This is a genomic window from Paenibacillus sp. CECT 9249 (assembly GCF_918697855.1).
Classification (GTDB): Bacteria; Bacillota; Bacilli; order Paenibacillales; family Paenibacillaceae; genus MSJ-34.
Genome location: NZ_CAKKLI010000014.1, coordinates 44,773 through 60,834 on the forward strand (window position 1 = coordinate 44,773; position 16,062 = coordinate 60,834).

General features: G+C 49.9%; 11 protein-coding genes. 8 read left to right on the forward strand and 3 right to left on the reverse strand.

The genetic code is table 11. The features are described from left to right. Positions 1-28 precede the first annotated feature (28 nt). Positions 29-661 carry a GNAT family N-acetyltransferase gene (locus LQ229_RS12685; protein ID WP_216536330.1) on the reverse strand — a complete coding sequence of 211 codons (633 nt, stop codon included), beginning with the start codon at positions 659-661 and terminating at the stop codon, positions 29-31. A gap of 258 nt (positions 662-919) precedes the next feature. Between LQ229_RS12685 and acsA the strand changes: the two genes are divergently transcribed. From acsA to LQ229_RS12705, 4 genes are all read left to right on the forward strand, one after another. After that, positions 920-2,644 (forward strand): acetate--CoA ligase, encoded by a 1,725-nt coding sequence (gene acsA, locus LQ229_RS12690; RefSeq protein ID WP_230191921.1) that lies wholly within the window; start codon positions 920-922, stop codon positions 2,642-2,644. Positions 2,645-2,861: 217 nt separating this feature from the next. Then, on the forward strand, positions 2,862-4,277 hold the full coding sequence (locus tag LQ229_RS12695; RefSeq protein WP_216536332.1) for an extracellular solute-binding protein: 1,416 nt from the start codon (positions 2,862-2,864) through the stop codon (positions 4,275-4,277). A 150-nt stretch (positions 4,278-4,427) separates the two neighbouring features. After that, the gene (locus LQ229_RS12700; RefSeq protein WP_230191947.1) at positions 4,428-5,330 is read left to right on the forward strand and encodes a sugar ABC transporter permease; all 903 of its coding nucleotides are present in this window, start codon (positions 4,428-4,430) and stop codon (positions 5,328-5,330) included. Between the two features lie 19 nt (positions 5,331-5,349). Continuing rightward, a complete protein-coding gene (locus tag LQ229_RS12705) occupies positions 5,350-6,195 on the forward strand; it encodes a carbohydrate ABC transporter permease (protein ID WP_230191922.1) in 846 nt (281 codons plus the stop codon). 114 nt (positions 6,196-6,309) lie between these two features. On the opposite strand, the gene LQ229_RS12710 is transcribed toward LQ229_RS12705, so the two are convergent. Then, on the reverse strand, positions 6,310-9,405 hold the full coding sequence (locus LQ229_RS12710; RefSeq protein ID WP_230191923.1) for a transglycosylase domain-containing protein: 3,096 nt from the start codon (positions 9,403-9,405) through the stop codon (positions 6,310-6,312). Between the two features lie 217 nt (positions 9,406-9,622). On the opposite strand from LQ229_RS12710, the gene LQ229_RS12715 reads away from it, so the two are divergent. After that, entirely contained in the window at positions 9,623-10,813 is a 1,191-nt protein-coding gene (locus LQ229_RS12715) for an MFS transporter (protein ID WP_216536335.1), read from the forward strand. 70 nt (positions 10,814-10,883) lie between these two features. Here the strand turns inward: LQ229_RS12715 and rpsD are convergent, their stop codons facing one another. After that, a complete protein-coding gene (gene rpsD, locus LQ229_RS12720) occupies positions 10,884-11,483 on the reverse strand; it encodes a 30S ribosomal protein S4 (protein WP_216536336.1) in 600 nt (199 codons plus the stop codon). A gap of 453 nt (positions 11,484-11,936) precedes the next feature. Here rpsD and LQ229_RS12725 point away from each other — a divergent pair, with 453 nt between their 5' ends. The 3 genes from LQ229_RS12725 (at position 11,937) to LQ229_RS12735 (ending at position 16,020) form a co-directional block, all read left to right on the forward strand. Beyond that, positions 11,937-13,925 (forward strand): sensor domain-containing diguanylate cyclase, encoded by a 1,989-nt coding sequence (locus tag LQ229_RS12725; RefSeq protein ID WP_216536337.1) that lies wholly within the window; start codon positions 11,937-11,939, stop codon positions 13,923-13,925. 49 nt (positions 13,926-13,974) lie between these two features. After that, on the forward strand, positions 13,975-14,784 hold the full coding sequence (locus LQ229_RS12730; protein ID WP_230191924.1) for a hypothetical protein: 810 nt from the start codon (positions 13,975-13,977) through the stop codon (positions 14,782-14,784). 111 nt (positions 14,785-14,895) lie between these two features. Further along, complete coding sequence (locus LQ229_RS12735) at positions 14,896-16,020, forward strand: aminopeptidase (protein ID WP_230191925.1); 1,125 nt, start codon at positions 14,896-14,898, stop codon at positions 16,018-16,020. The last annotated feature ends 42 nt before the right edge of the window (positions 16,021-16,062 follow it).

Here is a 16,062-nt window from a genome sequence, read left to right on the forward strand (position 1 = left end):
TCGAACGCCACCCCCTCGCGAGCTATAATTAATACATGAATCTCCGTTGGAAACGGACGCGGTCGAATTGCTGTTCCGAGGAATTCGGAACGTCCTTGCCGATGCGGACCATCAAGCAGTTGGCCGGATGCGAGCAAATTTCCGGATCGTCCGTGGCGTACCAAATCATGCCGACCGATTGCATCAGTTTCTCCATCATTTTGCGGTAATCCCATACGCTCAACCCGCTGCCGTCCAAATCCCAATGCCAGTAATATTCCGTTGTGAACACGATATAGTTTTCCATCTGATCGTCTTCGAACGCGGTTTGGATCATTTTTTTGCCAAGGCCGAAACTGCGGTATTCTTTGGCTACTTCAACCGCCCCGAGTTCGATCAAATCTTCCATGTTGCCTTCCGACCAGCGCTCCAATTCGTCCGGATAGTGAAATGTTACGTATCCGACGATCGTATGCTCGTCCCTTGCGACGATAATTCTGCCTTCCGGCAGCTCGCTAATTTCGATCAAGGCTTCATGCTGTTCCTTCGGCCTTCGAAAGGCGCGCAGACCCGGGTGCATCTGCAGCGTTTTGAGCGTTTCGGCGCGAACCGGACCTTCGACGATCAGCACTTTATCCTGAAACTGCAACACATGGGCGTGATAAATTTTCCGATGTTCCACGAGCACAACTCCTTTCATCTCTATTAACTTATAACAAAAAAACGATTTTTTGAAAAGGAATAGGCGAATGAAGTCAGGTATGCTATAATGGTTGTTGCCATAAAATATACAAACTTTTCTGATCGATCGTATTGACAGCATGAGATTCATCCTGCGACCTACGTTTTATTTCCCTTGAAAGCGTTTAAATTGCCGTTTTTTGACCTAAATTGCGAGTAAAGGAAACTTATATTTGTAAATGAAATGGGAGGATGGAAAATGGAGAACATGCAAGACGAAGTACTGCAAGTTGTGGCGACAAATTCGAACTTGAAAAATTACGAGGAAGAGTATGCGGGTTTCAACTGGGAGGAAGTCGAGAAACATTTCTCCTGGTACGAAACGGGAAAAGTGAATATGGCGTATGAGGCGCTCGACAGGCATGTGGAGAACGGGCTCGGGGATAAGATCGCATTGTACTACAGCAATGCGGAGCGCGACGAGAAGTACACGTTCGCGGAATTGTCGCGCAAATCGAACCAATTCGCCAACGTGCTGCGCAAGTATGGAATACAGAGAGGGGACCGCGTCTTTATTTTTATGCCTCGCTCCCCGGAATTATATATCGCTTTGTTCGGCATTTTGAAAGTAGGCGCGGTCGTGGGACCTCTGTTCGAGGCTTTCATGGAAACGGCGGTCAAAGACCGGCTTGAGGACAGCGGCGCCGTGGCCGTCGTCACGACGCCTGAGCTGGAATACCGCGTACGCCGCGACGAATTGCCGGAATTGAAGCATGTCGTGCTCGTCGGGCAAAATGTGGAGGCGAGTGCCGGGACGATCGATTATTTCGCGGAAATGCAGCAAGCTTCCGATGAGACGGAGATTGAATGGCTGGGACGCGAAGACGGCCTCATTATGCATTACACCTCCGGTTCGACCGGCAAGCCCAAAGGCGTATTTCATGTGCAGAACGCCATGCTGCAGCATTATTATACCGGGAAAGTCGTGCTCGATTTGCAGCCGGACGACGTTTATTGGTGTACGGCCGATCCGGGTTGGGTAACCGGAACTTCGTACGGCATCTTCGGGCCGTGGCTGAACGGGGCGACGAACGTAGTCCGCGGCGGCCGGTTCAACCCGTCCGATTGGTACAACACGATTGAGAAATATAAAGTAACCGTATGGTATACGGCACCTACGTCGCTTCGGATGCTGCTGGGATCGGGCGAGGAAACGCTCGCCAAATTCGATCTGTCCAGCTTGCGGCACGTTCTTTCCGTCGGTGAGCCGCTTAATCCGGAAGTGGTGCGCTGGGGCATGAAAGCGTTCAATCAGCGCATACACGACACGTGGTGGATGACGGAAACGGGCGGTCAACTCATATGCAACTATCCGAGCATGCCGATCAAACCGGGATCGATGGGACGTCCGGTACCCGGCGTACAGGCGGCGATTATCGACGATAGCGGCAATGTGCTGCCTCCGTACCGGATGGGCAATTTGGCCATTAAGACGCCTTGGCCGTCGATGATGCGCCAAATCTGGAACAACCCTGCCAAATACGAGGAGTATTTCCGCTTTCAGGGCTGGTACGTATCCGGCGATTCGGCTTATATGGACGAAGACGGTTATTTCTGGTTCCAAGGCCGGGTGGACGACGTCATTAATACGGCCGGCGAGCGGGTTGGGCCGTTCGAGGTCGAGAGCAAGCTGATCGAGCATCCGGCGGTGGCCGAAGCGGGCGTCATCGGCAAGCCGGATCCGGTGCGCGGGGAATTGATCAAGGCGTTCATATCGCTGCGGGAAGGGTATGAGCCTTCGGACGAATTGAAAGCGGAGATCGCCAAATTCGTCAAAGAAGGCCTCGCTGCGCATGCCGCGCCGCGGGAAATCGAATTTAAGGATAAATTGCCGAAAACCCGGTCCGGCAAAATTATGCGCCGCGTATTGAAGGCATGGGAATTGAACTTGCCGACTGGCGATCTTTCGACGATCGAAGATTAACGAACAAATATATTCAACTTTTTGCAAAAAATGTATTGACAAATTTATGAAGCAGACGTTATGATTTCTGTGAACAAAATAATTCATGAACATAACATGTTACCTTGACAGGGCATGCGTTATGGAGGTTGGCTAGCAAACTTCTTTGACGTATGCCCTTTTTGTTGTGTCGAATTGTTTTGTAAAATTTTAAACGACGCTGGAAGGAGTTTAAAAAATGAAAATCAGATGGGGGAAATCAATAACAGTGCTGCTCATCGCCATGCTCGTTCTTACGTTGGCGGCAGCCTGCGGTTCCAAAACGGCGGAACAACCGAACGAGGGAGCGAAGACGGAAGCGGGGTCCGATTCCGGTACGGATACGAATACGAACACGAACAACAATACGGACAGCGGTACGACGGAAGGCGGCGGCGAGCCCGCCGCGAAAGAGATTTCCGGCGATTTTGAAATTCAATACTTTGTAGGCGGTTACGGCGACCAAGGTTGGAAAAAAATTCTCGCCGCGTTTAAAGAAAAATACCCGAATGTAAACATTAAAGAATCCGCCGGACCGAAAATTAACGAACAAATGAAGCCGCGCTGGATTTCCGGGGATACGCCTGATTTCGTATACATCGACGGAGCGGGCTCGAACGCGACGCAAATGGTGCTCGACGGCCAATTGATGGATTTAACCGATTACATCAAGGAAGCTAAAAACGCCGACGGCGACAAAATTATGGATCAGTTGCTGCTGCAGCCGATCCAATACGAAGGCGACAAATATTATGACATTCCGTTTGTCTTCGGTTCGTGGGGCATATTTTACGATAAAGCCGAATTTACGAAAAACAACTGGAGCGAACCGACGGATTTCGAAAGTTTCATGAGCATTTCCAAGCAAATTCAAGACTCCGGTAAAATGTATCCGTTGATTTTCACCGGCAAATACCCGTACTACTTCCACGGCGGCATTTTGGATTCGGCGTTTGTCGTCAATAACGATAACGACACTTCCATTTTGCAAAGAATGGCGGCGCTCGAAGAAGGCATCTTCAAAAGCGAGCCGGTCAAAAAAGCGTTGGATCAAATGGTGAAAATCCGCGACGCCAAAATTATCGATCCGGCTTCGGCGCAAATCAATCATACCGATTCGCAAGCGATGTTCTTGCAGCATAAGGACGCATTTATTCCGAACGGCTTGTGGCTGGAGAACGAGATGAAAAAGGATGTTCCGGAAGGTTTCGATTTCGGCTTCATGCCTTCCATTACGCAAGCTCCGGGAGGGAAATATATCGCTATTCCGTTTACGGCTACGGTCGCCATTTCGAAAAACGCGAAAAATCCGGACGCTGCGAAAGCGTTCCTGGAATTCCTCTTCACGAAACAGTCGGCAACGACATGGGCCGTTGAAACGGGCGCATTAGGCAACATTAAAGTGGACTTGGAAAATTCGGATGCGAGCGCATTATCGAAGAGAGCGATGAAGTTTTACGGCTCCGACAACACGATTGTCGCACCTTACGTCCAATTGAATGCGGATGTCGACACGGAAAAGCAAAATGCTACGTTAGCGCTGATGACGGGCAAAATCCAACCGGAAGAGTGGATGGACCGGCTGGAAAAAGCGGCGGCGAAAGCGCGGAAATAACAATAATTCAACGTCTTGGGGGAAAAGCGTTTCCCCCGGGACGCTTTAACATGTTGAAAATCGATACGGAAATGGAGGGGAAAGCCGTTGAACGGAAGCTCGGACTTGGAGAGCGCGACAGGGAGAACGGTGAACAGGACCCCGAGTACAATGAGTTGGAAAACGAAACGGAAAATTTTCATTTTTATATTTATCGTACCAACATTCTTGTTTTTTTGCTTGTTTACGATTTACCCGATCTTTGACGGGCTTTATATTAGCTTTTTCGACTGGTCCGGTTCCAGCAGCCGGGCGAATATGGAATTTATCGGCTTGGACAACTTTAAGGAACTGCTGCTCCATGACAATATTATCGGCTGGGCCATCTTGAACGACTATTTTCTCGTCGTCGGCAAGGCGATCGGGATTATGCTGCTCGCTACCTTTTTCGCGGTGGCGGTTACGAGGCTGCGCATGATATGGTCCGGATTTTTCCGCTCGATCTTCTTTATTCCGAACGTCATTTCGGTCGTCGTGATCGGCGTATTATGGAATTATATTTACAATCCGACCATCGGATTTTTGAATTCGTTTTTGTCGCTATTCACGAAGGAACCGGTGACGACGCCGTGGCTCGGCGACGCCGCCTATGCGATTTGGTCGCTCCTGCCGCCATCGATTTGGGCGGGGATCGGGTTTTATATGATTTTGTTAATCGCCGCGATATTGAACATTCCCGATTCGATCTACGAAGCGGCCGGCCTGGACGGGGCATCGCAATGGCAGCAATTTATTCATATTACGATGTCGCTCACATGGGAGCAAATCAAAGTGTCCGTCTTGCATATCGTCATGACGACGCTGAACGGCTCTTTCATTATCGTCTGGATTATGACGGAGGGCGGCCCGGACAACGCAACGCAAGTAATGGGCTCCTATTTGTATCAAATGGGTTTCAGGCAGTTCCATATGGGATATGCGGCGGCAATCGGCGTGCTGATCCTTGTGCTGTCTTTAATTACGATATTGTCGCTTCAACGCTTGATGCGCAAAGAAACGTACGAGATTTCATAAGGAGGCAAACGATCGAACTATGGACAATCGAAAACGATTTTCGTTTCTGCGCGCCATTGCGCTTGCCTTCATGATGATATGGGCGGTATGCGTTCTTTATCCGCTTGTATGGACTATTCTAGGCGCGTTGAAAGACAATCAGCAATTTCTGCTTAATAAACCTTGGAGTTTGCCGCAAATTCCGCTCGTTTGGGAGAATTTCTCCAATGTTTGGAACAATTATCATGTGGGCACTTATTTTACGAATTCTTTGATTGTTACGGTAGGAAGCACTTTGCTCGCATTGCTGCTTTCCTCGACGACATCTTACGTTATCGCGCGTTTCCGGTTTACCGGCAGCCAAGTTCTGTACAACACCTATTTGGCTTCCATGATGATTCCGATGATACTCGGGCTCATCCCGCTCTTTTTCCTCTTGAACAGATTCGGGCTTATTAACAATTTATTCGGTTTAACGCTTGTATACGCTGCGAGCGTCCTTCCTTTCGGCATATTCGTCATGGTCGGATTTTTCAAAACATTGCCGAAAGAATTGGACGAATCCGCATCGATCGACGGCGCTTCGTTTTACGGCTCGTTCTTCCGGATTATGCTGCCGCTTGCGCAGCCCGGATTAATTACGGTCGGAATTATGAATGTATTAAACATATGGAACGAATATATTATGGGGACCGTGCTTGTCAACGATCCGTCCAAATATACGCTGCCGATCGGCATCGCGGTCATGCAAGCCGAAATGCAATACCGCACGGAATGGGGGCCGCTCTTCGCCGGTCTCGTACTGTCCATTCTGCCGGTATTGATCATTTATATCGTCTTCCAACGACAAATCGCGAGCGGCATGACCGCAGGCGCTGTAAAATAAACGGAAAGCTCTAGATTGCGAACGGCATCTGTCGCAAGACGTTTCGAAGCGAAAATAAATCCCGTATCACGTTCGGCGTGATACGGGATTTTGCACGTTGTTGCGAAGGATTCGTTACTCTTTAAACTCCACGGCTTCGGAAGGCGAGGATTCGCCGAAACTGTTCGAGGCGGTAATGCGATACCATCCGGATAAACCGGCCCCGATATAATCAAATTTAGGTACGGTCGTGGTCGACAATTTTTTGTATGTGCCGTCTTTCGATTCGCTGTAATAGATCGTATACTGTTTAATTTGCTCGCCGGCGCCGTTTTCTTTCCAAGATAACGACAGGCCGAGCGCATTGGCCGCCACGGTCGGCTTATGCGGCGTACTGGGCGCACTTGTTGCCGTAGTATCCGAATCTTCGCCGCCATCCGATCCTTCCTCGCCGAGGCCGGGCAAATCCGGGAAGACCGGGCTGCCGCCGCCGTCAAGGGAGACGATTTGGCTTGGGGCCGATTCGTTCCCGGCGATATCCACTGCGGTTACATAATAGCTATATTGATTGCTTGACGATATGTCGTTCTTCAATTGCAGCTCATCGCCTGTGAGCACCGTGCCAATCTTCTGATAGGGCGCGCCGTTCATTGAACGGTACACGCGGTAACCGGCCACATCCGTTTCCCCGGAGGCGGTAAAAGAGATGCGCACCGGTCCGTCAAGCTTCTCCAGGCGTACGTTTTGCGGCGGATTCGGCGTCGCTCCGTCGTCGATCCTCGGATCTTCGGAAGCAGGAGCGTCGAGACCGGCATCTTTCGGCAAGTACGACTGCAAGGATCCGCGGTTTTTGCTCGTCACTCTCGGCAATGCTTGCTCGATTTCCTTCATCAGTTCTTGCAACGGCTTTTCCCGTTTCACGACGATCTTCTCGCGCAGCATGTCATCCGGCGTAGTCGGATGCGGTATATAATTGACTCCGTTGTAAGTAACGTATTTCATGCTGACAAGCACGTCTTCCTGCTCGGTAGGGACGTATTTTTTATTGAAAATATCCGTAACGAGCCGTCCGGATTGTCTCGTTAATTCCGACGGCAGCTTGCCGCTGTATCCGGAGACGGTCATTGACACGATGCCGTCCGGCTTTTCGAAACTTGCCGTCTTGAATAGATCCGGTCGCGCATCCGTTACCTCGTTCATAATGGTTGCCCAAATTTTGCGGGCGCGCGTTCTGCCGTCCGTCGAAAGCGTATGAATCGGCTGGTCGTAGCCTGCCCATACGCCGAGCGTAATATCCGGCGAGTAGCCGAGGAACCATACGTCCGCATAGTTTTGCGTCGTTCCCGTTTTGCCTACGATCGGAATTTTCTTATAATTTTTAAATTCGGAAGTAATGCGGGAAGCCGTTCCGGACGTAACGACCGTTCTAAGCATATCGGTCATTAAGTAGGCAGTCTGTTCGGAAACGACCGTTTCCGGCTTCAATTCGTGCTGGTAAACGATATTTCCTTTCGAATCCACAATTTTGCCGATGATATAAGCGTCGTTGAACACGCCGCGGTTGGCGATCGTGCCGTACGCATTCGTCAACTCCTCAACCGATACGCCGTACTTCAATCCTCCGATGACGCCGGTCTGGGCATGGTAATCTTCCGGTTGAATGGAGTGAATGCCGACTTTCTTGACGAATTCCCATGATTTCTCGATGCCGAGCTTTTCTAAAAATATTTTCAGAGCGGGCAAGTTCAACGACTTATTCAGCGCGTGGCGCGCCGTTACCAAACCTTCATATGTGCGATTCACGTTCATTGGTATATGATAGCCGTTCGTGCCGTTCTTCAGCACAATCGGCGCATCGTCGATAATGCTGCCCGGCTGGATTAAGCCTTCCTCCAATGCCGGCAAATACGCCGCGATCGGTTTCATCGCGGAGCCCGGCTGCCGCAGCATTTGCGTTGCAAAGTTCATTTGTTCCAAGTAATAGTCTCTGCCTTCGATCATTCCAAGAATCGCGCCTGTTTTATGATCGAGCATGACGGCGGCAATTTGCTCCACCCCTTTGACGTCGTGATCGGGGGAGAAGTGATCCGGATTGCTCGATATTTGATGCATGAGATCGTAAATTTGCTTGTCGATCGTCATATAAATTCTGTAGCCGCCCCGCAGCAAATGTTCGCGTCCTTCTTCCAAAAGTTCGCTGTATTCCTTTTTGGATAAATCCGCAGCGGTCAAGGACGAATCTTTTTGCATGACCAGAATTTTGGCCGCTTCGCGTTCGGCTTCCATCATGAGGTAAGGATATGTATTGTATGCTTTGTTCGCCGCCGGTTTGGCCAGAGAACTTTTTATGTCGAATCGCAAAGCCTCATCGTATTGTTCTTTCGTAATTTTCGACTCTTCCAGCATGCGGCGCAATACTAATTGTTGTCTTTCGATCGCTCGCTTAAAGCCTTTCTCGCTAAATTCGCCTTTGCCGTTAAAGGCGGAGTAGACGGAAGGAAGCTGCGGCAATCCCGCAATATAAGCGCTCTGGGCGATGTTCAATTGGTCGAGCTGGTCGATGTTGAAAATGCCTTTCGCCGCCGCCTTGACGCCGTGCAATTGATAACCTTGGGAGCCGCTGCCGAAAGGAACTTTATTTAAATAAGCCGCCAATATTTCGTCTTTGGATAAAAAACGTTCCAGCCGCAACGCCAGGAAAATTTCCTTCACTTTCCGGTCGTTGGTCCTGTCCAAATTAAGAAAAACCCTTCTGGCCAATTGCTGCGTCAGTGTGCTTCCGCCCGTTTGCGTTTCTTTGTTCAGCACTTTTTGCAGCACCGCTCGCGTCGTTCCCTTGAAGTCGATTCCAATATGGTTATAGAAATTGTTGTCTTCCGTAGCCAAGAGCGCGTCGATCAAGGGCTGTGGAATTTGCTTTAAATCTACCAGTCTTCGGTCTTCGTCGGTCCGAAGCTGGCCGATTAAGGTGCCGTCGTTGAAATAGACAAAACCGGTTTCGGTATTTTCGCTAATTTTCTCTTGGATGAGCGCTTGGGAACGGATCGGTTCGTCTTTCACGATCGAAGCGACGTAACCGAATACAGCTCCTCCGCCGAACAAGCCGATGATGAAGATGACGGCAAACAACCATTTGGCAATATTCCAGATGATTCGGCCTGCCGACCTGCGCCGCTTTCCTTTGTTCGGTTCGGAACTGTCCTTTTGCTGCTCTACATTGTCTCCAACCATGTATCGGTTCCTCCTTTATAACAGGTATATTATAGCATAAAGCCTTTGACTTTTGGATAATTGTTCAAGAAAGGGGAGGAAAGACCGATAATAAGGAGGGGCCTCCGCCTTTGACTTTAGTCCAGTATGAAACTGGCCTTAAGTCATTTGCGGCTGTTCCTGCGCCGAATATATAATAAATTTTGGAAATCGAGTCAGGAAGGAAGAAATCGATGATATGAAGCGGAATCGAATCCGGAACTCCACATTTATCCATGCGGTCTCTATTTTATTTTTTATCGAATTTGCGCGGAGCGGGTTTGTGTTTTCCTATTTGCCGGCATATGCCGCGAATGAGTTGCAATTGTCCGCGTCCGTGATCGGAATCGCGATATCGATTCATTATGTCGCGGATACGCTCATCAAATGCGTCGCCGGCTTCTGGCTTGACCGGCTGAATCCGAGGTTGATTTTATACTTCTCGCTTGCTTGCGTAACAGGGGGCTTGCTGCTCGCGAATTATGCCGGATCCGTTTGGTCTTTCGTGACGGGGACCGCTTTGATCGGCATCGGGGTGTCTCCGATATGGCTCATCTGCTTAAGCGAAGTAAACCCGGTCGGCCGGGCGTCGCAGATGGGAATGTTGTATACCGCCTGGTTTGCAAGTCTAGGGGGCGGACTCGTCATTACGAATTTTTTGATCGATCATGATATATTTACTGCTTTTACCGTGCTGATGGCGATGTGCTGCGCAGGATGCGCTGCGGCATTGCCGTTCGAGCCCGAGGCGAATTCGGCGCTCCGGCAAATTCCGTTGAAACGGCAATGGATCGAATTGCGCAATAAGCTGGTTCGGATGAAGCCGCTCATTCCGGGAATGGTGCTGCAGACGACGGCGGGCGGGATGCTTGTGCCGATATTGCCCGGCTTTGCGGCGAATACGCTTGAATTGAATTATTCCCAATATTCGCTCTTGTTGTTGGTCGGCGGGATATGCGCCACGGCATTGCTCATTCCGATGGGGAAGTGGACGGATCGTCTGCATTACAGAGTCTTTCTGGTGATCGGTTTCGGGGCGATCACGGCCTTCTTGTTCGGCATCACGTTTATTCGCGGTCTCGCCTATATGATTCCCTTCGCCGTCCTGATCGGAATCGCCTTTGCGGCCGCGATGCCCGCCTGGAATGCGCTTATGGCGCGCTATGTGCCGCAGGAACATCCGGGAATGGGCTGGGGCGTACTGTCCAGCGTGGAAGGGATCGGCGTCATGATCGGACCGGCGATAGGTGGGGCGATCGCCGGCATATACGGCGAGACGGCCACCGTTTGGATCAGCGCGGGTTTGCTCGGCGTCATTGCGTTGTTTTATTTCTTCTTTACGCCGGCGGAAGACAAAGAAGGAGCGTCCCGGCACATGCCGGCGTCGTAAGCGGGGAAGCGGGCAAAGAAAAACAACCTTGCTTCGGCATAACCGAGGCAAGGTTGTTGTTTTGTCGTTCTTATCGGCTGTAGAACTCGACGATTTGCTTCTCGTCGATTTCTTGAGGAAGCTCGGAACGCTCAGGCAAACGGATATATTTGCCTTCCATCGCGTTCTCGTTAAACTCAAGATATGCCGCAAGATGATTGCGGTTTTCGAGCGCTTCTTTTACCGTGGCAAGGTTTCTGCTTCTTTCGCGAAGGCTGATCACATCGCCTGTGCTTACGATATACGAAGGAATGTCAACCTTTTTGCCGTTAACGGTAACATGGCCGTGAGCGACCAATTGGCGAGCGCCGGCACGGGAGTTGGAAAGTCCCAGACGGTAAACGAGGTTGTCCAAACGGCTTTCCAGCAAGATCATGAAGTTTTCACCGGCGATGCCTTGCATTTTGGCAGCTTTGTCAAACAAGTTGCGGAATTGTTTCTCGTTCAAGCCGTACATATGGCGCAATTTTTGCTTCTCTTGAAGCTGCATGCCGTAGTTGCTAATTTTTTTGCGTTGTCCCGGGCCATGTTGGCCTGGAGGGAACGGGCGTTTCAATTCTTTGCCGGTGCCGCTCAAGGAAATGCCAAGACGGCGGCTTAGTTTGAATTTCGGACCTGTGTAACGTGACATGTATAAATAGACTCCTTTGTCAGAGACGATCAAAAAAGTGCTTTTTGAACGCTCGTTTTGTAGTGTGATGTTGGGCATGGCTTTCATTGCGCCGAATTTTGTTTGCGTCAAACGAGGGGATAGCGCCCTTATCGACTCTGACAAGAAAGTTCAGCCGCTGTCTTGTCAGCAACAAAATTCGCGAGGGTGACACAATCGCTTCGCCCATGTGCTATCAATATTTGTACATTTGTACTCAACAATAAATATTATATGAAAATAGAAGGCAATGTCAAGGGAAGATTTGCATAACGGACTCATAATGAAAAACTAGTTCTTACGACCTAAAAAAATAATTGAATTTGCGATAATACTAGTGCAAAAATGGTAGAAACACGGTATGATGAAAGTGAGTCATTAGAATTATGAACGTCTTTATTGTATTTTTGGACATTAGGGTGGGGGGAGCAAAGTGTGATTGAAAATCTACGCGATACGAATGTAGAAAATAAACATGATCATACAGGCCAGTCGACCGATCCGCCTTTAAGCGTATATTACAGCGATTCTTGGCTGCAAGAGCAGGATATTACCGCTTTCGATTTCCCATACATCCGGCCGATGCTCGTGCAAAGCTTCAACGAATGGCTCCGGCAGTCGGAATCGTTGCCCTTCGTTCAACAAGCGTCCATCGCCTTATTCGACCATGAAGGCAATTTGGCGGCAAGCAGCGGCGAACAGACCGGCGCCGATTCCGGGCTGCCGTGGGACGAGCAAGCGGTTGCGTCTTGTCTTGCGGCCAAAGCCCCCGTCATTTGGAAAGGCGGCCGCCATTCACGCGTAGATTTGCATTCGTATGCCACAATCCTCGTACCGGTAATGACGCGAAGCGGAGCGGAACTGTTTGCGCTCTTCGCTTGCCGCATTCCGTTGCAATCGTTTGAAGCGTACATGCCGGAATTGCTGACGAACGGATCGCTTCATTTCCGCAATTGCTTTTACCGGCGATTCGAACTCGTCTTTATACGCGACGTCATGAGATTGCAGCGGCAAGCCGACGAGGCGGCGCGCAAGAAAACGATTTTATTCAACGCCGTACAAAAGATTCACGGTACGATCGACGTCGACTCCGTGCTCACGGAAGTCATAGACAGCATTGCTCACATATATCCTACCGTACAGTTGGAATTATACATCTCCCAAGATCAACGCAGCACTAACATCCATGTCAAACCGTTACGATTCCGAAACTCGAAAGACGATTTGCGCGTCCGCGCTTTTATGGAAGGAAAAGTGGTACAAGAGACGGTTATCGGAAAGAATGATTCCGCATTGTTGAAAATCGCCGTTCCGCTCAGCGGCAAGCAAGGGGCTTACGGCGTTCTTCTTCTCACAGCGGAGGAACAATTGCTAGGCGATCTGGACATACAACTGATCACCATGCTTGCCGATACGGCGGGTACCGCCTTTGAGAACGCCAAGCTGCACGAGCAGGCGAATTTATTGATCAGCGAGCTGCGGTTAATTAACGAATTGACGAAAAGATTGAACCAAAGTTTAAGTTTGCATGAAATATTCAATTTCGCGACATACGAATTGTTGACGATATTTAAAGCGGATTATTGCTGCATATTGCAACTCGATAAAGACAAAAACAATTTTAAAGTGATGGCGTGCAACTTGGCGACGATCTCCAAAGAATTGTTCACGCTCGATTACGGCTTCGGAGGATTGATCTATTCGACGAAGGAACCGATTATTTTGCCGGATTACCGCGCTCAATCCAAAGTCCGTTCCATGCTGATGGATGAGACCGAATCCAGATCTTTAATCGCAACCCCGCTTGTCGTCAATTCGGAAGTTAACGGGGCGATTTTGCTCTCGCACAAAGAATCGAATTATTTCTCATACGATAATTTCAAGCTGCTGCAGACGCTATCGGCCCATATCGGCGTGGCGATCGCGAATGCGTCGCTGCATGCGAAAGTGCAGCTCATGGCGAACCGGGACAATTTGACCGGCTTATACGCCCGCCATTACTTGGACGGCCAAATTAACCAGAAGCAAAAAATCGATTTCTGCGGATCGCTCGTCGTCATCGATATCGATCATTTCAAACAAATTAACGATACGTACGGCCATCAGGTCGGGGACAAAATTTTGAAGCAAGTATGCGATATTATCCGCACCGCCATCCGCGAAACGGATATTGCCGCGCGTTGGGGCGGGGAAGAGCTCGCCGTTTATTTTCCCCAGTTGAACGCGCAGCAGACGCTGCATGCCGCCGAACGAATCCGCTCGAGGGTTGCGGAGGAGACGGAACCCGGCGTCACCGTATCGTGCGGAATCGCCGATTGGAACTGGGAGGACGAGAAGGTAAGCGTGGAATCGCTATTCTACAAGGCGGACATGGCATTATACCGTGCCAAGAAAAACGGCAGAAATCAAATTAAAATCCATTAAAATGGTTGATGCCTCATTAGCGCCCGTTCAAGAGACGGGCGTTTTTCATATGCGTATAAGTTGGGAAGAAAAGGAGACGATAAGGGACGAAGTCCAAACGATGAACGGAGGCGAACATCGCATGAAAAACAAATGGAGAACGATCGCTGCCGGAACGCTGGCTTTATGGATCGCATCTCTGGCGACGGCCGGCTGCACGCTATTCTCGCCACAACCCGAGAAATTATTCTCTATGGCATTGTCGGGTCTGTCGGGCGTCGACGATTTCACGTTTAGCGGAAATGTGAAATCGCTGTCGGGGCATTCGTCCGCACCGCTGCAGCATCTTGAATTCGAAGGCGTTGTACGGAACCATAAGCAAATCGCGGTCAGAGGGCAAGGGATCAATTCCAAGCAAACGAACGTATCGGAGCGATGGAATCCGCTCGTACAGATGGAGGCGATCCACGCTTCGCGCAAAACGGTCTCTTTGCTTGAAGATCAATCGGGCCGCGGCTTCGCGGTACTGGAGATCGTGCTCAATCCGGAGGATGCGAAAGAACTTCTGGGCCGGCAGCTGCGCGATGAGATGGACAAGCTGAGCGCACCATTGCTGCAAACCTCATCCCGCCCGGTTTTGTCCGCTGCGGAAACGAAACGGCTGCGCTCGGAGCTGGCGGATGTTGTCAATCAGGGACGCAATCAGCTTGAACAGATGCTGAAAGACGCGCAGGTGGATACGACATATACGTTATGGATTCACCGGAAGACGAATTTGCCGCATCGTCTCGTGTCGGTCACCGCTTCCCGATATAAAGCGGAAGGAACGGATCGCCGCGAAGAACTGATTACGGACGCCTATTTTAAAAATTATCGATAAACTTCGCAACGAAAAGATGACGAATAGATTTGACCATGGTACAATAGATTGTATTGCTGAATACATAGCATTATTAAGTTTTTTTCGATTAGGAGGAGGGAATATTTAGCAATGAGAGATACAAGATTGCAAAAATTGGCCCAAAATTTAGTATGCTACTCCGTCGACGTTCAGCCCGGCGAAAACGTACTCGTCGAAATGATCGGTTCCGAACGCGAATTGCTCAAGTGCATCCTTGAAGAAGTGGCGAAGCGCGGCGGGAATTCGTTCGTGGAACTGACCGACCGCAATGTTCACCGCACGCTGCTTACGCATGCGAACAAGGAGCAGATTGAAACGTGGGCCGAACTGGATTTGGAACGAATGAAAAAAATGGATTGCTATATCGGCATTCGTTCGGGCGAGAACGTTAGCGAACTGTCCGACGTTCCCGACGAGCAAATGAAATGGTATCAATCGATCTATAGCCATAAAGTTCATTTGGATGAACGGGTAAAACGGACGAAATGGGTGATACTCCGTTACCCGAGCCCTTCCATGGCGCAGCTCGCCAACATGAGTACGGACGCGTTCGAAGATTTCTATTTCGATGTATGCAACCTCGATTATGCGAAAATGGATAAAGCGCAAGATGCGCTGGCCGATTTGATGGCCCGCACCGACCGGGTGCGCATCGTCGGGCCGGGAACCGATTTGTCATTCTCCATCAAAGGAATCGGGGCGAAGAAATGTTCCGGGCATCGAAACATACCGGATGGCGAAGTGTTCACCGCGCCGGTCCGCGATTCCGTAAACGGTTCGATCACATACAATACGCCGACGGTATATAACGGCATATCGTTCGCCAATATCCGCTTCCGTTTCGAAAACGGAAAAATTGTAGAAGCGGACGCGGAATCGGGCAGCAAAGAGCAACTGGACGCGATTCTTGATACCGACGAAGGAGCGCGGTATATCGGGGAGTTCGCAATCGGCTTCAATCCGTATATTTTGACGCCGATGAAAGATACGCTGTTCGACGAGAAAATAGCCGGCAGCTTGCATTTTACGCCGGGGCAAACCTACGACGAGACCGATAACGGAAACGAGTCATCGATTCACTGGGATATCGTATTGATTCAACGTCCGGAATACGGAGGCGGGGAAATCTACTTCGACGACGTATTGATTCGCAAAGACGGCATCTTCGTCCTGCCTGAACTGCAAGGATTGAATCCCGAAAACTTAAAATCGTGAAACTTCTTCTTGCTAAAAAATAGGAAGTCAATGTATCATTAA